Annotated in this window: 21 protein-coding genes, 1 tRNA gene and 2 pseudogenes; 7 read left to right on the top strand and 17 right to left on the bottom strand. The window is 69.4% G+C overall.

From position 1 onward, the window contains the following. Nucleotides 1-139: 139 nt before the first annotated feature. Nucleotides 140-1,462, bottom strand: coding sequence for a mercury(II) reductase (gene merA, locus RYJ27_RS05390; protein ID WP_236021854.1), 1,323 nt, complete (start codon nt 1,460-1,462; stop codon nt 140-142). A 152-nt stretch (nt 1,463-1,614) separates the two neighbouring features. On the opposite strand from merA, the gene RYJ27_RS05385 reads away from it, so the two are divergent. Then, nucleotides 1,615-2,004 carry a heavy metal-responsive transcriptional regulator gene (locus tag RYJ27_RS05385; RefSeq protein ID WP_188551966.1) on the top strand — a complete coding sequence of 130 codons (390 nt, stop codon included), beginning with the start codon at nt 1,615-1,617 and terminating at the stop codon, nt 2,002-2,004. Nucleotides 2,005-2,548: 544 nt separating this feature from the next. Beyond that, entirely contained in the window at nt 2,549-3,616 is a 1,068-nt protein-coding gene (locus tag RYJ27_RS05380) for an IS110 family RNA-guided transposase (protein WP_330169863.1), read from the top strand. A gap of 20 nt (nt 3,617-3,636) precedes the next feature. Here RYJ27_RS05380 and RYJ27_RS05375 read toward each other — a convergent pair whose 3' ends face one another. Continuing rightward, a complete protein-coding gene (locus RYJ27_RS05375; RefSeq protein WP_330171708.1) occupies nt 3,637-4,563 on the bottom strand; it encodes an IS3 family transposase in 927 nt (308 codons plus the stop codon). A 125-nt stretch (nt 4,564-4,688) separates the two neighbouring features. Here RYJ27_RS05375 and RYJ27_RS05370 point away from each other — a divergent pair. The 3 genes and pseudogenes from RYJ27_RS05370 to RYJ27_RS05360 all read left to right on the top strand — a co-directional run. Further along, nucleotides 4,689-4,883, top strand: a pseudogene (locus RYJ27_RS05370) (recombinase family protein); the annotation flags it as partial. Continuing rightward, nucleotides 4,857-5,705, top strand: coding sequence for a recombinase zinc ribbon domain-containing protein (locus tag RYJ27_RS05365; RefSeq protein ID WP_330171996.1), 849 nt, complete (start codon nt 4,857-4,859; stop codon nt 5,703-5,705). The pseudogene RYJ27_RS05370 and the gene RYJ27_RS05365, both read left to right, overlap by 27 nt. 50 nt (nt 5,706-5,755) lie before the next feature. Beyond that, nucleotides 5,756-6,936, top strand: a pseudogene (locus RYJ27_RS05360) (IS481 family transposase). Between the two features lie 53 nt (nt 6,937-6,989). Here the strand turns inward: RYJ27_RS05360 and RYJ27_RS05355 are convergent. The 10 genes from RYJ27_RS05355 to rplU form a co-directional block, all read right to left on the bottom strand. Continuing rightward, nucleotides 6,990-7,062, bottom strand: a tRNA-Ala gene (locus RYJ27_RS05355). A gap of 73 nt (nt 7,063-7,135) precedes the next feature. Continuing rightward, on the bottom strand, nt 7,136-7,513 hold the full coding sequence (rsfS, locus tag RYJ27_RS05350; RefSeq protein ID WP_330171707.1) for a ribosome silencing factor: 378 nt from the start codon (nt 7,511-7,513) through the stop codon (nt 7,136-7,138). After that, nucleotides 7,513-8,733: a hypothetical protein gene (locus RYJ27_RS05345; RefSeq protein ID WP_330171706.1), complete on the bottom strand. Its 1,221-nt coding sequence runs from the start codon at nt 8,731-8,733 to the stop codon at nt 7,513-7,515. The genes rsfS and RYJ27_RS05345 overlap by 1 nt, the downstream gene beginning before the upstream one ends. Next, complete coding sequence (gene nadD / locus RYJ27_RS05340) at nt 8,730-9,329, bottom strand: nicotinate-nucleotide adenylyltransferase (protein WP_330171705.1); 600 nt, start codon at nt 9,327-9,329, stop codon at nt 8,730-8,732. Before nadD ends, RYJ27_RS05345 begins: the two co-directional genes overlap by 4 nt. Nucleotides 9,330-9,335: 6 nt before the next feature. Further along, the gene (locus RYJ27_RS05335) at nt 9,336-9,560 is read right to left on the bottom strand and encodes a hypothetical protein (protein ID WP_330171704.1); all 225 of its coding nucleotides are present in this window, start codon (nt 9,558-9,560) and stop codon (nt 9,336-9,338) included. Nucleotides 9,561-9,607: 47 nt separating this feature from the next. Then, a complete protein-coding gene (locus RYJ27_RS05330) occupies nt 9,608-10,867 on the bottom strand; it encodes a glutamate-5-semialdehyde dehydrogenase (RefSeq protein WP_330171703.1) in 1,260 nt (419 codons plus the stop codon). A 4-nt stretch (nt 10,868-10,871) separates the two neighbouring features. Beyond that, on the bottom strand, nt 10,872-11,720 hold the full coding sequence (gene proB / locus RYJ27_RS05325; protein ID WP_330171702.1) for a glutamate 5-kinase: 849 nt from the start codon (nt 11,718-11,720) through the stop codon (nt 10,872-10,874). Next, a complete protein-coding gene (gene obgE, locus RYJ27_RS05320; RefSeq protein WP_330171701.1) occupies nt 11,717-13,231 on the bottom strand; it encodes a GTPase ObgE in 1,515 nt (504 codons plus the stop codon). The genes proB and obgE overlap by 4 nt, the downstream gene beginning before the upstream one ends. An 82-nt stretch (nt 13,232-13,313) precedes the next feature. After that, nucleotides 13,314-13,571 carry a 50S ribosomal protein L27 gene (gene rpmA, locus RYJ27_RS05315; protein WP_330171700.1) on the bottom strand — a complete coding sequence of 86 codons (258 nt, stop codon included), beginning with the start codon at nt 13,569-13,571 and terminating at the stop codon, nt 13,314-13,316. A gap of 18 nt (nt 13,572-13,589) precedes the next feature. Then, complete coding sequence (rplU, locus tag RYJ27_RS05310) at nt 13,590-13,898, bottom strand: 50S ribosomal protein L21 (RefSeq protein WP_330171699.1); 309 nt, start codon at nt 13,896-13,898, stop codon at nt 13,590-13,592. Between the two features lie 229 nt (nt 13,899-14,127). On the opposite strand from rplU, the gene RYJ27_RS05305 reads away from it, so the two are divergent. Next, nucleotides 14,128-14,403 carry a DUF4031 domain-containing protein gene (locus RYJ27_RS05305; protein ID WP_330171698.1) on the top strand — a complete coding sequence of 92 codons (276 nt, stop codon included), beginning with the start codon at nt 14,128-14,130 and terminating at the stop codon, nt 14,401-14,403. Here RYJ27_RS05305 and RYJ27_RS05300 read toward each other — a convergent pair whose 3' ends face one another. Next, nucleotides 14,404-16,788 carry an Rne/Rng family ribonuclease gene (locus RYJ27_RS05300; RefSeq protein ID WP_330171697.1) on the bottom strand — a complete coding sequence of 795 codons (2,385 nt, stop codon included), beginning with the start codon at nt 16,786-16,788 and terminating at the stop codon, nt 14,404-14,406. It lies immediately after the preceding gene. Nucleotides 16,789-17,078: 290 nt separating this feature from the next. Between RYJ27_RS05300 and RYJ27_RS05295 the strand changes: the two genes are divergently transcribed. Next, entirely contained in the window at nt 17,079-17,681 is a 603-nt protein-coding gene (locus tag RYJ27_RS05295; protein ID WP_330171696.1) for a vitamin K epoxide reductase family protein, read from the top strand. Here the strand turns inward: RYJ27_RS05295 and ndk are convergent. Genes ndk through ileS form a run of 4 tightly spaced genes read right to left on the bottom strand, consistent with a single transcriptional unit; the run spans nt 17,678 to nt 23,262 of the window. Beyond that, on the bottom strand, nt 17,678-18,094 hold the full coding sequence (ndk, locus tag RYJ27_RS05290; protein WP_330171695.1) for a nucleoside-diphosphate kinase: 417 nt from the start codon (nt 18,092-18,094) through the stop codon (nt 17,678-17,680). The two genes, RYJ27_RS05295 and ndk, sit on opposite strands and share 4 nt — an antisense overlap. A gap of 1 nt (nt 18,095) precedes the next feature. Then, a complete protein-coding gene (locus RYJ27_RS05285; RefSeq protein WP_330171694.1) occupies nt 18,096-18,485 on the bottom strand; it encodes a DUF4233 domain-containing protein in 390 nt (129 codons plus the stop codon). Continuing rightward, on the bottom strand, nt 18,482-19,837 hold the full coding sequence (locus RYJ27_RS05280) for a bifunctional folylpolyglutamate synthase/dihydrofolate synthase (protein WP_330171693.1): 1,356 nt from the start codon (nt 19,835-19,837) through the stop codon (nt 18,482-18,484). Before RYJ27_RS05280 ends, RYJ27_RS05285 begins: the two co-directional genes overlap by 4 nt. Further along, nucleotides 19,834-23,262, bottom strand: coding sequence for an isoleucine--tRNA ligase (gene ileS / locus RYJ27_RS05275; protein WP_330171692.1), 3,429 nt, complete (start codon nt 23,260-23,262; stop codon nt 19,834-19,836). The genes RYJ27_RS05280 and ileS overlap by 4 nt, the downstream gene beginning before the upstream one ends. Nucleotides 23,263-23,288 lie beyond the last annotated feature (26 nt).

Raw genomic sequence — 23,288 nt, 5'->3', positions numbered from 1 at the left:
GCCCAGACGACGTGCTCGGCGCCGCTGCCTCAACTGAGCCCACGCTGACCGCGTAGGCGTCGATCACGCGGTCGGTGCCGGTGTTGAAGGCGTCGCGGATATCACTTGGATCACCACATCGCTGGGCCCGGCTCTTGTGTCAGGCGCAGCAGGAGGTGGGGAGTTCGTTGCGGAAGAGGTTCGCGGTGAGGCGGATGCCTTCGGCCATGGTGAGGTAGGGGGCCCAGGTGTCGGCGAGTTGGGTGACGGTGAATCCGGCGGTGATGGCGTAGGTTGCGGCGAGCATCATCTCCCCAGCGGTGTCGGCGAGGGCGTGGATACCGAGGACTTTGCCGGTGTCGGCGTCGGCGACGACCTTGATGCCGCCGCGTGTGTCGTGGTTGGCGATGGCCCTGGGCACGTCGGAAAGTCGTAGGAATCGGCAGGCGCACCGGTATCCGGCGGCGATGGCGCTGGCTTCGGTGATCCCGGCGGAGGCCAGTTGGGGTGAGGTGAACAGCACAGACGGCAACCCGGTGTAGTCGACTCGCTCGTCGTGACCCAGGGCGTTGTGCGCGGCGATCTTCCCAGTCCTCGCGGCGACGTACACGTACTGGGGCACGTCAGTGACGTCACCGGCGGCGAACACAGCCGGGTTCGTGGTCCGCTGCTGCTCGTCTACGATGACGAAGCCGCGCTCGTCGGTCGCGATACCCGCAGCAGGAAGGTTGAGCCCTTCGGTGCGCGGGGTGCGACCGGTGGCAACGAGGACACGTTCACCGGTCGCGTCCTTCCCGTTGCGGGTCGTCACCTGGACCAGGCCCTCGTGCTGGGTGATCGTGGCTGCGCGGTCGCCGATGACGCTGATCCCCTCGGCCAGGAAGGCCTTGCGGAGCTCGGATGACAGTTCCGGTTCGGCGTGCGGGGCGAGCCGACCGATGACGGTGACCTCTACTCCGAGCCGGGCGAACAGCTGCGCCTGTTCCAGGCCGACGAAGCCACCGCCGATCACCACGAGCGACGCGGGCAGTTCCGTCAGTTCCATCGCTGTGGTCGACGTGAGGTAATCAACCTGCTCAAGCCCAGGGATTGCCGGCACGTGCGGCTCGGCGCCGGTGGCGACGAGATACGACTTCGCGCGCACCGGTCGTCCATCCACGAGCAGGGTTCCCGCGTCTGTGAACGTTGCAGTGCCCGGGAGGATGTCAAACCCGTAGGCAGCGGCGATGTCGGCGTACTTGGTCTGGCGGAGCATCCCAACCAGATCATCCTTCTGCTCGATGAGCGCGCTGAGATCGACCATCCCAGCAGAGCTGGGGGCGCCTGAGAACGGGTTCGTGAGGGCGGAGTGCCGGGTGTGCGCGGCCGCGAGAAGCGTCTTGGACGGCACACAACCCACGTTCACGCAGGTACCGCCGAGGGTTCCCGATTCGATGGCGACCACGCTGGCCCCCTCGAGGCGCGCGTGGATCGCTGCGGACATCGCCGCCCCGCCCGTCCCGATCACCACGAGATCAACCTCTGTGTGCTGTGTCACGATGCCTCCTCAAGTTCGAACCGGCCACTCATGCGGCCACTCCTGAAAGAATGGACCTTAAAGTATGCTTGAAGGTCAAGTCGGTGGCGGAGGTGACGATGCGGATCGGAGAACTCGCGGGGAAGGCGAAGACGAGGGCGTCCACGCTGCGGTATTACGAGGAGCGCGGGCTGCTCCAACCTCCGGAGCGTACCCCGGCCGGGTACCGCAACTACGGCGACGAGGCGGTGCAGCGGCTCGAGTTCATCGACCGGGCCCGCGCAGCAGGGCTCACCCTCGCGCAAACCGCCGAGATCCTCGAAGTACGTGACGCGGGCGGGTCGCCGTGCGGTCATGTTCGAGACCTCCTCGACCGGCGACTGGTCGAGATCGACGAGCAGCTTGAGCATCTCCGCCTGCTCCGTACCAGCGTCGCCGAGCTCCGCGCGAACGCAGCACAGACGTCGCCGGAGGCCTGCACACCCGAGTCGATCTGCCGGTACCTCTGACCAATCGGCTGAAGGGTCTTGCTGCCCGGAGGGAACCGTTGTCTTGTCCGCGTAAGGTTGTCGCGCTCGTGGTAGTTCGTCAGGAACTCGTAGAACGTGTACGACTGCGCGGTCTCGGGCTTGAAGTTCCAGAGCAGGAAGGAGCCGACAGGGTATCCGTGCTTCAGACAAATTCACGATGGATAGCTGGCATCAGATACTCGCGCTTGTGGATGGCGGTGAGCATCTCCTCGATGCTGCGCTGAATCGCCTGTAAGTCTCTGAGTTGCTGGCCTGGGGTCGGCTGGCAGGGTGGGTGCTGGCGCTCCGCATGGTCGTGACTCTTGAATCGGTTGGCCCTTCGCCCTTCGGGCTGGGGTGCCTTTCTCAGGATCTGTCCGCCCGGGCGGGCGCCGGCGCCGACCCTGCCCACTTCGATGGCTTGATCAGAAGCTTGTCCGACCGTTAGCGGCGGTCGTGGCCCATTACAGGCCTGCCTCGCAGTGACCATTCCCGGGCCGACGCCAGCAGTGACGTCAACCTCGTGGAAAGGATCACGGTCACCATGACCATCGTTGCAAACACATTCGCGTATGTCATCGGCGCGGACACGCACTCCCGAACGCACACCCTCGCCGTCATCGACGTGCGCACCGGCGCGAGAGTCGATACCTCGACGTTCCCGACGACCCCTGCAGGACTCTCCCGCGCGGTCGCGTGGATCGCCAGCCGCACCGGCGGACTGGTGGACGTGCTCGTCGCCATCGAAGGCGTCGGGTCCTATGGCGCTCGACTCGCGCGGGCATGCCAGGACGCTGGCTACCGGGTCGTGGAGTCGTTCCCGACCCCGGCCCGGCAACGCCGCGGCCTCGGTAAGAGCGATGAGATCGACGCGGAACTGATCGCCCGCTCCGTGCTCAGTGTCGATGCGGACAAGCTCCGCGATCCGCGTCAGGACGCGGGAATACGCGCCGCGCTGCGGGTCCTCGTCGCAGGGCGCGAGCTGCTCAACAGCGACCGCACCCGGTCGATCAACGCGCTCACCGCGCTGCTGCGAACCGTCGACCTCGGCATCGACGCGCGGCGCCCGTTAACGAAAGCGCAGCTCGTGACGATCGCGTCGTGGCGGCACCGGCAGGAAGACCTCGCGGCCGTGACTGCTCGTCGCGAAGCGATCCGCCTCGCCAGACGCATCACCGCGTGCGATCAAGACCTCGCGGACAATCGCCACGAGATCACCGCGCTCGTCAGGGCGAGCGACGCATCCGGGCTGCTCGAGCAACCCGGCATCGGAGCGATTAACGCCGCGGCGATTATCGTTGCCTGGTCACACCCCGGACGCGTCCGCTCCGAGGCAGCGTTCGCCGTGCTCGCCGGAGTGAGCCCGGTCCCGGCATCGAGCGGGAACACCACCCGACACCGCCTGAACCGCGGCGGCGACAGACGGCTGAACCGGGCGCTCTCCTCAATCGCGCTGACCCGGATGTCTCACCATCCCGCGACCCGCGCCTACGTCGAACGTCGACGCGCTCAGGGACGCACGACCAAGGAGATCCGCCGATCACTCAAGCGATACATCGCCCGACAGCTCTACCGGCACCTCACCACCCAGAACGGACTTGACAGGACATAGAAGCATCCTGGGTTTCGTTCCTATGGGGTTCCCTGTCCGGCGGTTGCCGACTGGGGTGATTCTTGGTCAGCGTAGTACGCGGCTTCGATCTCGGCGGGGGTGCGGTAGCCGAGCTCTCCGTGGAGGCGGGAGTTGTTCCACCACCACACGTACTCGAGGGTCGCGAGCTCGACCTGCTCGACCGTCCGCCACGGGCCCCGGCGGCGGATCAGCTCGGTCTTGTAGAGCCCATTGACCGCCTCGGCGAGGGCGTTGTCATAACTGTCGCCCACGGTTCCCGTGGAGGGTTTCGCGCCGATCTCGACGATCCGATCCGTGTAGACCACAGAGAGATAGTTCGACCCGTGGTCCGCGTGATGGACGAGCTCATCGAGCGGCCCCGCAGCGTTGAACGCGGCCATGTTCAACGCTTGCAGCGGCCGCACGTCGGCCTTCAACGTCGACGCGACGTTCCAGCCGACGATCATGCGGGAGAACACGTCGATTACGAACGCGACATACGCAAACCCCGCCCACGTCGCGACATAGGTGATGTCCGCGACCCACAGCCGCCGCGGCGCGAGAGCAGTGAAGTCGCGTTTGACGAGGTCCTGCGGTTGCGGGATCGTCGGATCGGACTTCGTCGTGAACACCTTCTTCGACCGCGCCACCCCGCGCACTCCCGCGAGGCCCATGAGGCGGGCGGTCTGATCACGGCCGACATCCCACCCCTGTCGTCGCAACAGCGCATGCATCTTCCGCACGCCGTAGACGCCGTAGTTCTCCTCGTGGAGAAGGCGGACCTCCGGCACGAGCAGCTCGTCACGCAGCTGCCGGGCCGAGGGCACGCGGGTCTTCGCGGCGCGATACCCGCGGGAGGTGAGGAACCCTGGCACCGTGTCCCGGAGGACACGGCAGAGGAACTCGACCCCGAACTGATCCCGATGCTCGTCGATGAAGCGGATCATGTCGGTCAGGGCCGGTCGTCCGCAACGCCTTCTCCCGCATCTCGGGCGAGTACTTCTGATTCATCGGTTCCATCCTTGCTTGAAGAACGGAACGAAACCCAGGGCGATTCAACTGGAGCGTCAGCCAGCTCCATGACGAACTCACCTCGCGCGGGCTGCGCAGTCTGCCCACCCCGAAGCGGCCGGCGAAGCCGCTGGCCGTGTCCACCATCCACCGGCTCCTGACCAACCCGTACTACAAAGGCGATGTCGTCTACCGAGGCACCCGCTACAAGGGCAACCACCCGGCGCTCGTGCCCGCCGAGGTCTGGTACCAGGTCCAGTCCGTGCTCACCGCGCACCAGTGCGCCGTCGAGGCAACCCAAGTCCACGGCCACTACCTCAAAGGCACCATCCACTGCGGCCAGTGCGGGTCCCGGCTCATCGTCTCCAACGCGAAGAACCGCCACGGCAACGTCTACTGCTACTTCGTGTGCTCCGGTCGGCATTCCAAGCGCACCGACTGCACGCGCCAGGCGATGCTCATCGAGGACGTCGCGAAGCTCGTCGAGGACTACTACACGCGCGTCCAGATCACGCCGGCTCAGCAGGACGCGCTCGCGGGGATGCTCCACCACGAGTTCGACCGGCTCATGGCCGCCGAAACCGAGGAACTGGAACGCCTCACCGCCAACCGCGACCGGCTCGAAGGCGAGCAGGACCGCCTCATGCAGGCGCACTACGCCGACGCGATCCCGCTCTCCGTGCTCAAGCGCGAGCAAGACCGCATCGTCGCCGAACTCGACCAGGTGACCCGCCGTATCGACGCCCACTTCGGTGACTACGCCGACGCTCGCGCCCACCTCGACGACGCGCTCGGCCTGCTCGCCAACTGCGCTGACATCTACGCCCGCTGCGACGACACCAACCGGCGGCTGTGCAACCAGGCGTTCTTCACGAAGGTCTACATCGACGAGGACAACGAGCTGCGCGTCGAGCACAACCGGCCCTTCGAGATGCTCCTCGATCCACAGGTCAACGCCAACGCCCTGACCTGGGCCGCAGACACCAACAAGACCCGAACCTCAACCAACGTTTCCGTTGGCAAGGGTTCGAGCCTTGTGCGTGGGGTGGACCTGAGGGTGTCTGAGTTCACGACATAGGCGACAGGTGATCGGCGACACGTGAGTCGCGTCATAGGCGACACTCGTGCATGTCGTCGAAGCATCGGGTCGTGGTGTTGAAGATCGTCGCCGGGGAGCTGTCGGTCACGGCAGCAGCGGCCGAGTACGGGATGTCTCGGCAGTACTTACACAAGCTCCTCGCCCGTTACCGCGACGAGGGTCTGGACGGGCTGAAGCCCCGATCCCGTGCCCCGTTGACCAGCCCGCAGGCGGTCACCGACCGGGTCCGTGACCGGATCGTGCAGCTGCGGGCCGCGCTGACCGCGGCCGGAACCGACGCTGGCCCGGTCACGATCGCCTGGCACCTGACCCAGGAAGGGCTACAGGCCCCGTCGACCTCCACCATCCGCCGCATCCTGCACACTGCCGGGCTGATCGCCCCCGAACCCCGCAAACGCCCCCGCTCCTCCTACATCCGGTTCGAAGCAGACAGGCCCAACGAGACCTGGCAATCCGACTTCACCCACTGGCGCCTGGCGAGGGCACCGACGTCGAGATCCTGAACTGGCTCGACGACCACTCCCGCAAACTGCTCTCCTGCACCGTCCACCACCCCGTCACCGGCAAAACCGTCGTGGACACCTTCCTACACTGCGTCGACGAGTTCGGACCGCCCGCATCGACCCTCACCGACAACGGACGCGTCTACACCGCCCGCCACGGAGGGGGACGCAACGAGTTCGAATACGTCCTCGCCGCGCTGAACATCCGACAGAAGAACGGCACCCCGAACCACCCGCAAACCCAAGGGAAGATCGAACGCTTCCACCAGACCCTCAAACGCTGGCTCACCGCCCGACCCCGCGCGGCAACCATCACGGAGCTCCAGACCCAGCTCGACCAGTTCCGGGACTACTACAACACCACCCGACCCCACCGCGCCCACGCAACCACACCCGACCTCGCCTACGCCGCCACCCCGAAAGCCACCCCCGCCGGCCACAGCGACCGCACCCACTACCGGATCCGACACGACCACGTCGACAGCAACGGGAAAATCAGCTTCCGCCGCGCGGCCCGCATGCACCACCTCGGCATCGGCGCCAACCACCGCGGGAAACGCTGCATCCTCATCGCCGACGAACACACCGTCACCGTCATCCACCTCGACACCGGCGAAATCATCGCGACCAACACCATCGACCCCGCCCGGACCTACTGGCGAAACAACGAGAGAGAGCCCGGCCGATGGCCGGACTCTCTCTCGTAAATGTCGCCTATGACGCGACTCAGATGTCTCCTATGTCGCGACTCATCACAGGGTGGACCTGAGGGGACTCGAACCCCTGACCCCCTGCATGCCATGCAGGTGCGCTACCAGCTGCGCCACAGGCCCGTGATGGGCGGCCCCGCTCTCGCGAGGCAACCCCACAAGACTACTACATGCTCAGACGTGCTTCGAATCGGCGTCAGTCCGCCGCGGAGTGGGCAGGAAGGTCGATCGGGATGACCGGGCAGTCCTTCCAGAGCCGCTCGAGGCCGTAGAACACGCGCTCCTCCTCGTGGAAGACGTGCACGACGAGGTCGCCGAAGTCGATGAGAACCCAGCGCCCCTCCTCCCGACCCTCGCGTCGGATGCGCTTGACGCCGCGCTCGAGCAGCTTCTCCTCGATGTCGTCGGAGATGGCCCCGACGTTGCGCTCGTTGCGCCCCGTCACGAGGAGGAAGGCATCGACCAGGGGCAGCGGACCCGACACATCGAGAGCGACGAGGTCGTCGCCGCCCTTCGCATCGGCGGCAGCCGCGGCGATCGCCACGAGTTCGCGGGTGGCATCGGTGGTGACCATCAGAAGACTCCGTTCACGACGGCGACGATCAGCACGCCCACCAGCGCGAGCGCCAGCACGCCGGCGGTGATCGCCAGCGCGAAGAGCAGCTTGCTCCCCTTCTCGGGGGCGGGGGGACGGATGATCTCGCCGGTACCGCGCACCGTGCTGACGGCGGCGCTGGCGGCAATGGGGGTGGGGGACGAGGATGCCGGCAGCTCACCATCGACAAGCACGGCGTCGACGTCTTTGCCGTCGGTCGAGCGCGGATCGCTACCTCGCGAACCGAGGCCCTCCGGCAGGTGGTACGACCCGGTGATGATGACCTCACCGGTCGCGTTGACGGGCCCTGACAGGGAAGGCGCGGCGGGCGTCTGCGAGAGGATGAGCGCGCTCGGCGTCGCCAGGGCACCCGTCGAGGACGATCGCGCGACCACCTCATCGAACGACGGCGGCAGCGTGATGGAGCTCTCCTCGGCGGCGAGCAGCTCGGCCCCGAACTGGGGTCCGACGGTGGGCGTCTCCCGGTGCTCGCCCTCGGTCTCCGCCGACGTGTCCGCGGATGCCTCGTCGGTCGCGGTCCGCTCCCCGCCGGCGGTCGTTGCGGGCACCGGCTCCGAGGTCTCGGTCCCCACAGAGGCGGCCTCGGCGGCGCTGATGGGCGAGGCTTCCACGGCCGACTCGGCGTCGTCCGACTCTCGTTCCTCGTCCTCAGCCACGCGATCGCCTGTCTCGGACGAGTCGTCGTCGGCGTCGGCCTGCGCGTCCGTCTCGCCCGGGAGCTCTTCGACGGACTGATCGTCAGCCGTTTCGTCGGCGGCCGTTTCGTCGGCGGCCGTTTCCTCGGCGGCAGTTTCCTCGGCGTCCTCGACAGCGGCGTCCTCGACAGCAGCATCCTCGACAGCGGCATCCTCGACAGCGGCGTCTTCGACGGGGGCTTCGTGCGCGGGGCGGGATGCGGCCTGTTCCGGCGTGATCACGGGAATGGATGCCGTGCGTATCCGCTCCTGCTCACGGGCCTGGCGACGGGTCAGCGGGGCGACGCCGAGGTCCACCTCGGCGTCGGCGCGCGGCGCGGGGGGCGCAGCTGCGGGCACGGCGGCCCGGGGAAGCGGCACCGCCGGCGTGGGCGCCGGCGCAACGTCATCCTCTTCGTGGGCGTCGTCCTGCACCGGGACGGAACCGGTGCGCTGCAGTTCACGGAGCTGCTTGCGCGTTAGCGGCTGCTCTGGTGTGCTCATTCGGGGCTCCGGTAGAGGTGATGCTTGTTGATGTACTGGACCACTCCATCGGGCACGAGGTACCAGACGGGGTGTCCTCGCTCCACACGATCGCGGCAATCGGTGGAGGAGATCGACAGCGCGGGTATCTCGAGTTGACTCACATCGGAACTGGGCAGACCGGTCGTGTCGAGCACGTGCCCGGGCCTACTCACGGCGACGAAATGCGCCAGGCTCCAGAGTTCATCATGGTCCCTCCAACTGAGAATCTGCGCCACGGCGTCGGCGCCCGTGATGAAGATGAGCGTCGCGTCCGGCCGCTGCGCCCGCAGATCACGCAGGGTGTCGATCGTGTAGGTCGGGCCGGCACGATCGATGTCGACCCGACTCACCGTGAACCGCGGGTTGGATGCCGTGGCGATCACCGTCATCAGGTAGCGATGCTCGCTGTCGGTGACGTGGGCTTTCTGCCATGGCTGACCGGTGGGGACGAAGATGACCTCGTCGAGGTCGAAGTGCTGGGCGACCTCACTGGCGGCGACGAGGTGACCGTGGTGAATCGGGTCGAACGTGCCGCCCATCACGCCGATCCGGGGACGTCCCCCTGCCTCCGCCATACGCGATCAGTGGCCGTGCCCCGCCCGGTGGTCCAGGTCGGTCGAGCGGGACTCGGCGAAGGCCTGCGCCTTGCCCGCGTGGCGGTTGGCGACATCGCGGTAGGAGAAGGTCACCAGCCCGAGAGCGGCGAAAATGGCGACGGCGACGATGCCGAAGATGATCGTCTCCATCGCGACGTTTCCGTGGTGCGCCTCCTCGGCGGCGGCCAGGAGGGTCGTGGCAAGAGTCATCGAGGGCTCCGTTTCTCAGGTGGGTGGCGCCGTCCCAGTCTAGGCAGTTATCCGCGGGTCTGCCCGACGCCGCGCGCGAGCCACTTGGTGCTCGTGAGAGCGGGCAGCCCCATCGGGCCCCGCGCGTGCAGCTTCTGGGTCGAGATGCCCACCTCGGCCCCGAACCCGAACTCACCCCCGTCGGTGAATCGCGTCGAGGCGTTGACCATGACGACCGCGGAGTCGACCTCGGCGAGGAAGCGATCGGCGTGCGCCTGGTCGTCGGTGATGATCGACTCCGTGTGGCCGGTCGAGTACCGGCGGATGTGCTCGAGCGCGTCGTCCAGGTCCTCCACGATGCGCATCGACACGTCCAGACTGAGGTATTCGGTGCTCCAGTCCGCCTCGGTCGCCGCGACCGCGCCCGGCACGAGCGACCGGACGCCCTCGTCGGCATGGATCGTGACTCCCGCCTCGGTGAGCGCGGCGGCGACGCTCGGCACGAGCCGCTCGGCGGCCGCACGGGTAACGAGCACCGTCTCCACCGCGTTGCACACGCTCGGACGCTGCACCTTGGCGTTGGTGACGATGTCGCGGGCCCAGTCCTCCCGCGCGGTGTCGTCGAGCACGATGTGGACGACGCCCGCGCCGGTCTCGATGACGGGCACGGCGGACTCCGTCACGACCGTCTGGATGAGCTGCGCACTCCCCCGAGGTACGAGCACATCGACCAGGCCGCGCGCCTGCATGAGCTCGCGTGCGCCCTCACGCCCGAAGGCGTCGAGGGTCTGGATCGCCTCGGGGTCCACGCCGTGGGCCTCGAGGGCTCCGCGCATCGCCACCACGAGGGCCGCGTTCGTCCGTTCCGCGGCCGTGCCGCCGCGGAGCACCACGGCGTTGCCGGCCCGTAGGGCGAGCGCGGCGATGTCGACCGTGACGTTCGGACGTGCCTCGTAGATCGCGCCGACGACCCCGAATGGAACGCTCACCTGCGTCAGCTGCAGCCCGTTCGCGAGCGTGCGCTCGTCGAGCACCCGCCCGACGGGGTCGGGCAGATCGGCGACGTCGCGTACGGCGGACGCGAGCGCGGCCACGCGGGTCGCGTCCAGGCGCAGCCGGTCCTGCATCGCGTCGGACAGCCCGTTGCCGCGTCCGCGCTCGAGGTCTTGCGCGTTGGCCTCGACGATCGCGGAGGTCGCGCCCTCGAGCGCGTCGGCGATGGCGCGCAGCGCCGAAGACTTCTCCTGATCGGAGAGCAGCGCTACGCCCCGCGCAGCACCCTTGGCCGCGGTCATCAGGTCGCGGGCGGTCAGCTCGGTCGTGATCATCCGATCAGTGTATCGAGGCGGCATCCTCGTGCACCGTGCGCACCGGACCCGTCAGAGCGCGTGCGGCCCCGTCGGGATCCGGTTCGAACCACGTGCCGATCTCGCCGCCCTCGAGCGCATCGACGACGCGCTCGGCGCTCGTTACCAGCACGCCCACTCCGCCGGCGGCCGCCAGGCGGGCGGCGGAAACCTTCGTGGCCGCGCCACCCGTTCCGACGCTGTTGACGACGACCGAGCCGAACTCGTAACCGGCGAGATCGTCGCCCCACGCCACGTGCGGGATCGCCTCGGCCCCGTGCTCGTCGGGCGGGCGGGTGTAGAGGCACTCGATGTCGCTCAGGAGCACCAGCGCGTCGGCGCCGATCAGCCGGGCCACGAGGGCCGCGAGTCGGTCGTTGTCGCCGAAGCGGATCTCGTGGGTGGCGACGGTGTCGTTCTCGTTGACGATCGGCAGGATGCGAAGCCCCAGCAGGCGCTCCATCGCGCGGCGGGCGTTCGAGCGGTGCGTGGGGTTGTCGAGATCCCCGGCGGTGAGGAGCACTTGACCTGCGAGCAGGCCGTATCGGTCGAGGCTCGTCTGGTAGCGCCACATCAGCACGTTCTGACCCACCGCCGCGGCGGCCTGCTGGGTGGCGAGATCGTTAGGCCGTCCGTCGAGGCTCAGCAGCGGCAGCGCCGTCGCGATCGCGCCCGAGGAGACCAGGACCACCTCGGTGCCGCGCGAATGGGCGCCCGCGAGGGCGTCGACGATCGTCTCGATGCGCGCCGCGTTCTCACCGCTGATCGACGAGGAACCCACCTTCACGACGAGCCGGGTGGCGCCCCTGAGCTCCTCGCGCCGCTGCGCCGTCATCGGCCCCCTCCGTCGACCTCGTCATCCGCCGTGCGTGCGAGGCGCTCGGTCTCGAGCTCGGCCCGGGCGGCGGCCTTGGCATCCATCCGCTCGTGATAGCGCTCGCGGCGCTGGGAGGTGGTGCGACGGCCGCCCTGGTCCAGCCGCGGATCGGTGCCGCGCGGGGCGGCCATCAGCTCCGCGGCGGAGGTCAGCGACGGCTGCCAGTCGAACACGACGCCGTCACCGGCCCCGATGACGACGGTCGATCCCGGCTGCGCACCCGACCGGTACAGCTCGTCCTCGACGCCGAGGCGCTCCAGGCGGTCGGCGAGGAAGCCCACGGCTTCGTCGTTCTGGAAATCGGTCTGCGCGACCCAGCGCTCGGGCTTGGCGCCGATGATCCGGTAGATGTTGCCGTACGTGCCGCCCTCGACCTTGACGACGAAGTCGCGCTCCGAGCCCTGGGGGCGGATGACGATGCGTTCGGCCGGCGGACGGGCGGCGATCTCGGCGCGGTGCTCCGCGATGATGCCGCCGAGGGCGAAGGTGAGCTCGCGCAGTCCGTCGCGCGCGACGGCCGAGATCTCGAAGACGCGGAAGCCGCGGGCCTCGAGGTCGGGGCGGACCAGGTCGGCCAGCTCGCGCGCCTCCGGCACGTCGACCTTGTTGAGGGCGATGAGCTGCGGGCGATCGACGAGCGGGACCTGACCCTCGGGCACGGGGTACGCGGCGAGCTCCGCGAGGATCACGTCGAGATCGCTCAGCGGATCGCGCCCGGGATCGAGCGTCGCGCAGTCGAGCACGTGCACAAGGGCGGTGCAGCGCTCCACGTGGCGGAGGAACTCGAGGCCCAGGCCCCTTCCCTCGCTCGCACCCTCGATGAGGCCCGGCACGTCGGCGATCGTGAAACGGATGTCCCCCGCCTCCACGACGCCGAGGTTCGGATGCAGGGTCGTGAACGGGTAGTCGGCGATCTTGGGGCGCGCGGCCGAGACGGCGGCGATGAGGCTCGACTTCCCCGCGGAGGGGAAGCCGACGAGCGCGACGTCGGCGACGGTCTTGAGCTCGAGGACGACATCGCCCTCCCAGCCGGGCGTGCCCAGCAGCGCGAAGCCGGGGGCCTTCCGCTTGGGCGAGGACAGCGCCGCGTTGCCGAGACCGCCCTGACCGCCGGGCGCCACGACGAGCCGCATGCCGGGCTCCACGAGGTCGGCGATCACGGAGCCGTCGGGGTCCTTCACGACGGTGCCGAGGGGAACGGGCAGTTCGATGTCCTCCCCGGCCGCGCCCTGGCGCAGGTCACCCATTCCGAAGCCGCCGTTGCCGGCGGTGCGGTGCGGGGAGTGGTGGTACGACAGCAGCGTCGTCACCTGCGGGTCGGCGACCAGCACGATCTCCCCGCCGTTTCCCCCGTTGCCGCCGTCGGGGCCCGCGAGCGGCTTGAACTTCTCGCGGCGCACGGACACGCATCCGTTGCCGCCCTTGCCGGCGCGCAGGTGAAGCGTCACCCGATCGACGAACGTGACCATACGGTCCTCCTGGAATGGCCGAAGGGGGCGAGCCGAAGCCCGCCCCCTCCTGACGTGGTGATCCGCGCTGCGGACCGGCGAATTACTCGGCGGTCGCGACGATGTTGACGACCTTGCGGCCGCCCTTGTTGCCGAACTCGACAGCTCCGGCCTGAAGCGCGAACAGCGTGTCGTCGCCCCCGCGGCCGACGCCGGCGCCGGGGTGGAAGTGCGTGCCGCGCTGGCGGACGATGATCTCGCCCGCGCCCACAACCTGGCCGCCGAAGCGCTTCACGCCCAGTCGCTGGGCGTTGGAGTCGCGACCGTTACGGGTGGAGCTTGCGCCCTTTTTGTGTGCCATCTCGTTCCTCCGTGGCGCTTACTTGATGCCGGTGACCTTGACGCGCGTGAGGTCCTGACGGTGCCCCTGGCGCTTCTTGTAACCGGTCTTGTTCTTGAACTTCTGGATGACGATCTTCGGGCCGCGCTCGTTGCCCAGCACCTCGGCGGTGACGGTGACCTTGGCGAGCTTGTCGGCATCGGTCGTCACGGTCTCGCCGTCGACGAGCAGCACGGCGGGCAGCTGGACCTTCTCACCGGTCTGCGCCTTCAGGCGGTCGAGGACGACGACGGAGCCGACCTCCACCTTCTCCTGGCGGCCACCGGCGCGCACTACTGCGTAAACCACTTCACACCTGTTTTCTCTGGGGAGCCCCACGGCTCCGGATGTCACGGGAAGACGTCGCCTCCATGACACGGGGTCCGGAGGGATCGGTGCGGACGCTTCGCGATCCTCGCGCCACACGGGCGGCACGGTACGCACCAAGGGTCGAGTCTACCCGATGCCGGAGCGCCCTGGCAAAAGCGGCCGCCGCGTGTCGCCCCGCGGCGGCGTCAGCGCCCTAGGATCGCTGACCATGGCCCTCCTGATCGACACCGCGCGCTGGCCCGCCCACGGCCGCCTGTGGGCGCATCTGATCAGCGACGACAACCTCGACGAGCTCCACGCCTTCGCCCGCGCGAACGGTGTGCCGGCGCGGAGCTTCGATCGCGACCACTACGACGTCCCCGAGGACGCCGTCCCCCGACTGATCGCCGCGGGCGCGCGCCACGTCGGCATGAGACAGATCGTGGAGGCGCTGCGGGCGTCGGGGCTGCGCGTGACGGCGCGCGAGCGCCGCCACGACGCGTGATCAGTCGTCGTCGGAGCCGTTGGTGGGCATCGCCACGGGCGTGCCGGTGAGCACACCCGTGGACACACGGCGTCGCGCGCCGCGCCCCTGACCGGGCGCCTTGGGCTCCGGAAGGGCGCTCAGCACCGAGTCGAGCAGCTGCTCCTTCTCGGACTTGGGCGCCGCGGGGCGCTCCTGGCGCTTGCGCCGCTTCTTGGGGCGCTCGGAGGCGCCCTCCCCCGACCCGTTCGCGGCCGGGCCCTCGGGGAGCACGATCACGTCGTCGACGGATGCCGCGGGCAGGGATGCCGCGGCATCCACCTGCTCTGTCTCCTGATGCGCGGCGAGCGTCGAGGCGGCGATCTGCGCGAGCGCCGACTTGACCCCCTCGGTGATGACGTGGGTTCCGCCGACCGGCGCGGTGCCGCCGTTCTGCGTGGCGGGCGGGTTCGATCCGCCGCCGCGTCCGCGACGGGAGGAACCGGATCCATTTCCGGACGACGCGGGGCGATGCTTGACGACCGGGTCGTGGTGCACGATGACGCCGCGCCCCGCGCACACCTGGCACGCCTCGCTGAAGGTCTCCAGGAGCCCCAGCCCGAGCTTCTTGCGGGTCATCTGCACGAGACCGAGCGAGGTGACCTCCGCGACCTGGTGCTTCGTACGGTCGCGGCTGAGGCACTCGATGAGGCGCCGGAGCACGAGGTCGCGGTTGGACTCGAGCACCATGTCGATGAAGTCGACGACGATGATGCCGCCGATGTCGCGCAGACGCAGCTGACGGACGATCTCCTCGGCGGCTTCGAGGTTGTTCTTGGTGACGGTCTCCTCGAGATTGCCGCCCGAGCCCACGAACTTGCCCGTGTTGACGTCGACGACCGTCATCGCCTCGGTGCGGTCGATCACGAGCGATCCGCCCGAGGGCAGCCACACCTTGCGGTCCAGCGCCTTCTCGATCTGCTCGGTGATGCGGAACTCGTCGAACGGATCGTGCTCGCCCTCGAAGCGCTCGACGCGCTCGAGGAGATCGGGCGCGACGGCCTCGAGGTAGCCCTTGATCGTGCGGTGCGCCTCGTCGCCCTGGATGAGCATCTTCGAGAAGTCCTCGTTGAAGACGTCGCGCACGATCTTGACCAGCAGGTCGGGCTCGGAGTGCAGCAGGGTCGGTCCCTGCACGTTCTGCACCTGCGCCGAGATGTGCTCCCACTGCGTCGTGAGGCGGCTCACGTCGCGCGTGAGCTGCTCCTCCGTGGCCCCCTCGGCCGCCGTGCGCACGATGACGCCGGAGGACTCGGGAAGGACCTCCTTGAGGATCTTCTTCAGTCGCGCGCGTTCGGTGTCGGGGAGCTTGCGCGAGATGCCGTTCATCGCACCGCCGGGCACGTAGACGAGGTACCGGCCGGGCAGCGAGATCTGGCTCGTCAGGCGCGCGCCCTTGTGGCCGACGGGGTCCTTCGTGACCTGCACGAGCACCTTGTCGCCGGACTTGAGGGCGAGCTCGATGCGGCGCGGCTGGTTGCCCGTCTCGACCGAGTCCCAGTCCACCTCGCCCGAGTACAGCACGGCGTTGCGGCCGCGCCCGATGTCGACGAAGGCGGCTTCCATGCTCGGGAGCACGTTCTGCACGCGGCCGACGTAGACGTTGCCGATCAGCGACGCGTCCTGGTTGCGTGCCACGTAGTGCTCGACGAGGACGTTGTCCTCGAGCACGGCGATCTGGATGCGCCCGTTCTTGGAGCGGACGACCATGACCCGATCGACGGCCTCGCGGCGCGCGAGGAACTCGGCCTCGGTGACCACCGCACGGCGGCGTCCGGCCTCCCGGCCGTCGCGGCGGCGCTGCTTCTTGGCTTCCAGACGCGTGGAACCCTTGATCCGCTGCGGCTCGGTGATCATCTCCACGGCGCGCGGCTGGCGCACCCGCGCGGCCGGGGCGGACTCCGTCTGCTCGCCCCCCTCGTCGCCCGAGCGGCGGCGATTGCGCCGACGCGAGCGCCCCTGGCCCTCGGCCTCGGGGCTCTCATCCACGGCCGTCGGGCGTGGAGGGAGCGGGGCGATCTCCGGCGCGTAGAAGTGCAGAGCCGTGCTCACCTGCGACACGAACGTCTCGGGCAGAAGCCCCAGCGAGACAGCGGTCGGGGGGCCCGAGGGGGCGGGGACCTCCTCGGCGGCGGCGTCCGGCTCCGAGGGCGTGTCGTCCGCGGCCGGCGCACTGTCCACGGCGGGCGTGTCCTCGGCGGCCGGAGCGCTGTCCGTGGCGGCCGTGTCCTCCGCCGCCGGGACCTCGGTCGGGCCGACGTCGGCACCGTCGGCAGCGACGGAGGCCTCCGCCTCTGCCGCGGCATCCACCGTTACGGGCGGCTCGGTCTGTTCGGTTCGGTCGGTGGTGTTGTTCTCATCGGCCATCTCTGGCGTACTCCCTGCGGGCGACACCGCGCGTCGCCCGGCGAACTCTCGTGCGGTGCCGCACCTGCGGTGCCGCGAACTCACTCGGTCTGCAGCAGGCCAGCGGCTCGTGCTGCGTGAGGGCGATCATCGCCCGAAGTCTTCGTCCATGCGGTCGCGGCGCGGCCGCGTGTGCATCTGGTATGCCATTATCGCACCTTCCCGGCCCGGATGCGGGACGCCCCGCCCGAATCGGGTCTGCCACGGCCCGGTCGAGGGCGCTGCCAGCGCGCGGTGCCATAATCCGAGGCATGTCGTCTCCCCACCCACGCACTCGTCCGCTCGGCCTGACGATCTGGCTCGTGATCGCGGGAGCCGTGGGCTGGTACGCGGCGTTCGCGCTGACGATCGAGCGCTTCGCCCTGCTCGTCGATCCCGACGCGAGCCTCTCGTGCGACTTCAGCGTGCTGGTGCAGTGCCGCGCGAACCTCGAATCGTGGCAGGGCAGCGTCTTCGGCTTCCCCAACCCCATCCTGGGCCTCACCGGCTGGATCGCGCCGGTCGTCGTCGGGATGGCGCTGCTGGCGGGTGCCCGCTTCGCGCGGTGGTTCTGGCTGCTCTTCACCGCCGGCATGGCATTCGCCTTCGGCTTCGTGATCTGGCTGATCTCTCAGTCGATCTTCGTGCTCGGAACGCTCTGCCCGTGGTGCATGGTGACATGGGCCGTGACGATCCCGACCTTCTACGCCGTGCTGCTGCACGTGCTGCGCACCGGCCTGCTCCCGGCGCCGCGAGGAGTGCGGCGCGCGGCATCCGCCCTCACGAGCTGGCTGCCTGTGCTGACGGTCGTCAGCTACGCGATCGTGGCGGTCATCGCGCAGGTGCGCCTCGACGTGCTGGCAACGCTCTTCTAGTCGAACCAGATCCCCAGCTCGCGCGCCGCCGACTCGGTGCTGTCCGACCCGTGCACGAGGTTCTGCTGGACGGCGAGGCCCCAGTCGCGGCCGAAGTCCCCGCGGATCGTGCCGGGGGCGGCACCGGTGGGGTCGGTGGTTCCCGCGAGGGAGCGGAAGCCCTCGATGACGCGGTTGCCGGCGAGCCGGATCGCGACCGACGGTCCCGACATCATGAAGTCCAGGAGGGGCTCGTAGAACGGCTTCCCCTCGTGCTCGGCGTAGTGGCGCTCGAGGCGCTCCCGGTCGGGTTCGACGAGGCGCATATCGACGAGCGCATAGCCCTTGCGCTCGATGCGGGCGAGGATCTCCCCGGTCAGGCCGCGGGCGACTCCGTCGGGCTTGACGAGGACGAGCGTCTCTTCGGTGGCCATGTCATTCTCCTTCCGGCGTCGCGCCCTGCGCGCGCCTTTCGATTCGGGGACCCTGGATGGTCGCGAAAGCCCACATGCCGCCGAAGACGAGGGCGACCAGCAGCATGCCGGGCACGAGGAACGCCGCGAGGGCGATGATCACCTGCAGCGCCCACCCCACGACGATACCGGCGGGGCGGCTGACGAATCCGCACGTCAGGAGCATCACGACCGCCACGACGACGCCGCCGACGATGCCCCACCACGGTTCGACTCCCGCGGGCAGCGCGCGGAGACCGTAGATCGTGAGCCCGCCGAGGAAGACCACGATCGCCTCGAAGCCGAGCACGACCGTCGCCAGCTGCGTCGTGAGACTGCGGCGCGAACGGGGACGCGGTGCGGCCTCGCTCACGAGGGCCCGCCCTTCCAGTCCTCGCGGGCCGCGACCGCGAGGGCCTCCCCCGCCAGAACGACGGATCCGGCGATCACGACGGCCCTGCGGGCGGATGCCGAGGCCCACTCCCGTGCCGAGGCGGCCGCATCCTCGAGGTCGCGGTGCACGCTCGCACGCAGCCCCGCCTCCTCCACGAGGTCGGCCAGCGCGTCCGGGTCGTCGGCGCGCTCGGAGTCCGGCGCCGTGACGAACACCTCCGCGGCGACCGGGGCGAGGGCCGCGACGATGCCCGCGGCATCCTTGTCGGCGAGGACGCCCAGCACGACGCCCCATTCGTCGAAGTCGAACGACGTACGCAGCGCCTCCGCGAGGGCCTGTGCGCCGTGGGGATTGTGCGCGGCGTCGACGAGCACCGTCGGCTCTGTGCCCACGAGCTGCAGGCGTCCGGGCGAGACGACCTGACCGAGGCCTTCGGCGAGCACGTCGCCGGCGATCGGCTGCTCCGCGCCGCCGATGAGGGACTCCACGGCCGCGATCGCGAGCGCCGCGTTGCGCCCCTGGTGCGCGCCGTAGAGCGGCAGGTACTCCTCGTCGTAGGTGCTCGCGAGCCCGCGCACGGAGATGAGCTGCCCGCCCACCGCGAGGCGGTCGTCGGTGAGGGCGAACTCGGCACCCTCGAAGGTGATGCGCGCCCCGCGGTCGGATGCCATCTTCCGCAGCACTCGCTCGGCGTCGGGGTGCTGCGCCGCCGAGACGACCGCCGCCCCGTCCTTGATGATGCCGCCCTTGACGGTGGCGATCTCGGAGATCGTCGATCCGAGCCGGTCGGCGTGGTCGATGTCGATCGGCGCGAAGACCGCCACGTCGCCGTCCGCCGTGTTCGTGGAATCCCACGCCCCGCCCATGCCGACCTCGAGCACGAGGACGTCGATCGGTGCGTCGGCGGCCACGACGAAGGCCAAGACCGTCAGCAGCTCGAAGAACGTCAGCGGCGCATCGCCCGCCGCGGCGAGCTCGGCGTCGACGATCTCGACGATCGGCGCGACGGAGTCCCAGGCGTCCGCCACCTCGGTGTCCCCGACGGGGGCGCCGTCGATCAGGATCCGCTCGGTGAAGCGCACGAGGTGCGGGCTCGTGAACAGGCCGGTGCGGAGGCCGAACGCCCGCAGCAGGCTCTCGATGATGCGGCTGGTCGACGTCTTCCCGTTGGTCCCCGTGACGTGCACGACGCGGTACGAACGCTGCGGGTCGCCCAGCAGGTCGAGCACGCGACGCGTGCGCTCGACCCGCGGCTGCACCCACTGCTCGCCTTGCCGTTGCAGCAGGGCCTCGTAGACGGCGTCGGCGCGCGCCCGATCGTCGCCGCTCATGAGCCCTCCACTCGGGCGACGGCGACCGTGAACGGGCCGCGATTGGCGAACGCGGCTGCCGCGAACGTCGCGGTGTGCTCCGCCTTCGCCGGCGATGACATGTGCGAGCGGGACGAGGCGCGCAGCGTCTCGTCGGCCGTGCCGAGGCGGTACTCCACCGCCAGGGTCTCCCGCGCCACGTCGGCGATGTCGAACGCGTCGCCGACGGCCGCGGCATCCTCGGCGTCGTCGAACAGCAGCGAGAGCTCGATGCGGTCGCTCACGTCGAAGCCGGCGGCCTTGCGAGTGTCCTGCACGGCGCGGATGACGTCGCGGGCCAGCCCCTCCGCCTCGAGCTCGGGGGTGGTGACGGTGTCCAGAAGCACGAATCCTCCTTCGGGGAGAAGGGCGAGCGCCTCGCCCTCGGGTCGGCCGGATGTCTCGAGCACGAGCTCGTACTCCCCCGGCATGAGATCGACGCCGCCGGCGGTGACGACCTCGCCGTTCAGCGACCAGTCCCCCTCCTTCGCAGCGCGGATGACCTGCTGCACCTGCTTGCCCAGGCGCGGACCCGCGGCGCGGGCGTTGACGGAGAGGCGGTGCGTCACGCCGTACTGCGCCGCGGTGCCCTCCTCCAGCTCGACGAGGTCGACGCTCTTGACGTTGAGCTCCTCGCGCAGGATGTCGTCGAACTGGGCGAGCGCCGCGGCATCCGGCACGACGACCGTCAGGCGCGCCAACGGCAGCCGCACGCGCTTGCCCTCGCGCTTGCGCAGCGCGTTCGCGACGCTCGAGACCTCGCGGACGGCGTCCATCGCCGTGCGGATGTCGGTGGCCGCAGGGAACGCGCCCGCGTCGGGCCAGTCCTGCAGGTGCACGCTGCGCCCACCGGTGAGGCCCTGCCACACCCGCTCGCCCACGAGGGGGATCAGCGGCGCCGCGACCCGCGTGAGCGTCTCGAGCACGGTGTACAGCGTGTCGAAGGCCTCGCGGCTGCGGGGGTCGTCGCCGACGCCCTCCCAGAACCGGTCGCGCGAGCGACGGATGTACCAGTTGGTGAGGGCCTCGGCGAAATCGCGCAGCTTCGCCGCGGCCATCGTCGAATCCAGGCCCTCGAGGTCGCTCGCCACGCCGCGGACGAGATCGCCCGTGAGCGCGAGGATGTAGCGGTCGAGCACGTCGGTCGAGTCGGTGCGCCAGGATGCCTCGTAGCCCCCGGCATCCACCCCGTCCCGCCCTGCGCGCGCGGCGTTGGCATACGTCGCAAAGAAGTACCAGGAGTTCCACAGGGGAAGCAGGAACTCCCGCACCCCCGCGCGGATGCCCTCCTCTGTCACGACGAGGTTTCCGCCCCGCAGCACCGGGCTCGACATCAGGAACCACCGCATCGCGTCGGAGCCGTCGCGGTCGAACACCTCGTTCACGTCCGGATAGTTGCGCAGCGACTTGGACATCTTCTGCCCGTCGTTGCCGAGCACGATGCCGTGGGCCGAGACCGCCTTGTACGCGGGGCGGTCGAAGAGCGCGCCCGAGAGCACGTGCATGACGTAGAACCAGCCCCGGGTCTGGCCGATGTACTCGACGATGAAGTCGGCGGGCGCATGCGTGTCGAACCACTCGCGGTTCTCGAACGGGTAGTGCACCTGCGCGAACGGCATGGAGCCCGAGTCGAACCAGACGTCGAGCACGTCCTCGATGCGGCGCATCGTGCTCTGCCCGGTCGGGTCGTCGGGGTTCGGACGCGTCAGCTCGTCGATGTACGGCCGGTGCAGGTCGACCTCGCCGGCGTCGTTCCGGGGCAGTCGGCCGAAGTCGCGCTCGATCTCTTCGAGCGATCCGTACGCGTCCACCCGGGGGTGCTCGGGGTCATCGCTCTTCCAGATCGGGATCGGCGAGCCCCAGTAGCGGTTGCGGCTGATCGACCAGTCGCGCGCGCCGGCGAGCCACTTGCCGAACTGGCCGTGCTTGACGTTGTCGGGCACCCAGGTGATGTCCTCGTTGAGCTCGACCAGGCGGTCGCGGAAGTCCGTGACGCGCACGAACCAGCTCGACACCGCCTTGTAGATGAGCGGATTGCGGCAGCGCCAGCAGTGCGGGTAGGCGTGCTCGTAGCTGGCCTCGCGCACGAGGCGGCCGCTCTGGCGCAGCAGCCGGATGAGGGGGGTGTTCGCCTCCATCCACAGCTGGCCCGCGACATCCGTCACGGCGGGCAGGAAGCGCCCGCCGTCGTCGAGGCTCAGGATCGTCGGGATGCCGGCGGCCTCGGTCACCCGCTGGTCGTCCTCGCCGTATGCGGGGGCCTGGTGCACGACTCCCGTGCCGTCGGTCGTCGTGACGTAGTCGTCGACGAGCACCTGCCAGGCGTTCCCGGTGCCGTACGCCTCGGCATCCGCGTAGTAGTCGAACAGCCGGTCGTAGGACACGCCCTCGAGCTCGCGTCCCTCGACTGTGCGCTCGATGGCCTCGCGCGCGGCCTCGGCGGAGTCGTAGCCGAGGTCCTTCGCGTAGCCGCCGAGCAGATCCTCGGCCAGGAGGTACCGGTGCGCGCTCGCCTCGAGCAGGTCGTCGGCCGCACCCTCGGGCGTGTGGTGCACGTCGGCGGCCCCGTTCGGGCCCGCGGGCAGGACGGCGTAGCGGATCGCCGGGCCCACGGCGAGCGCCATGTTGGTCGGGAGCGTCCACGGGGTCGTCGTCCATGCGAGCGCCCGCACGCCGGTCAGGCCGAGCGCTTCCGCCTTGGCCCCCACGAGCGGGAAGGTGACCGTGACGGAGGGGTCCTGGCGCGTCTTGTAGACGTCGTCGTCCATGCGCAGCTCGTGGGTGGACAGTGGCGTCTCGTCGCGCCAGCAGTATGGCAGCACGCGGTAGCCCTCGTAGGCGAGGCCCTTGTCGTACAGGGTCTTGAACGCCCAGAGCACGCTCTCCATGTAGGAGGTGTCGAGCGTCTTGTACCCGCGCTCGAAGTCGACCCATCGCGCCTGGCGGGTGACGTAGTCCTCCCACTCCCGCGTGTACGCCAGCACGGACTCGCGCGCCTTGGCGTTGAAGGTGTCGATGCCCATGGCCTCGATCTCGGCCTTCTCCGTGATGCCCAGCTGCTTCATCGCCTCGAGCTCGGCGGGCAGGCCGTGCGTGTCCCACCCGAAGACGCGGTCGACCTTCTTGCCGCGCATCGTCTGGAAGCGCGGGAAGAGGTCCTTCGCGTACCCCGTGAGCAGGTGCCCGTAGTGCGGCAGGCCGTTGGCGAAGGGCGGACCGTCGTAGAAGACCCACTCCTCGCTGCCCTCGCGCTGGGCGATGCTCTCGCGGAACGTGTCGTCCTCGCGCCAGAACTCGAGCACCTGCTGCTCGATCTCGGGGAACCGGGGCGAGGGCACCACGGATGCCGCGGCATCCGCCTGGCTGTCGGCGGCGGGCCCGAAGGCCGAGGGGCGGGGGTATGTCATGTTCACTCGCAGGTGCTCGATGGTGG

This window comes from Microbacterium limosum (genome assembly GCF_036324365.1).
Lineage (GTDB): Bacteria > Actinomycetota > Actinomycetes > Actinomycetales > Microbacteriaceae > Microbacterium > Microbacterium limosum.
This window is presented reverse-complemented; position numbering and strand designations above follow the sequence as displayed.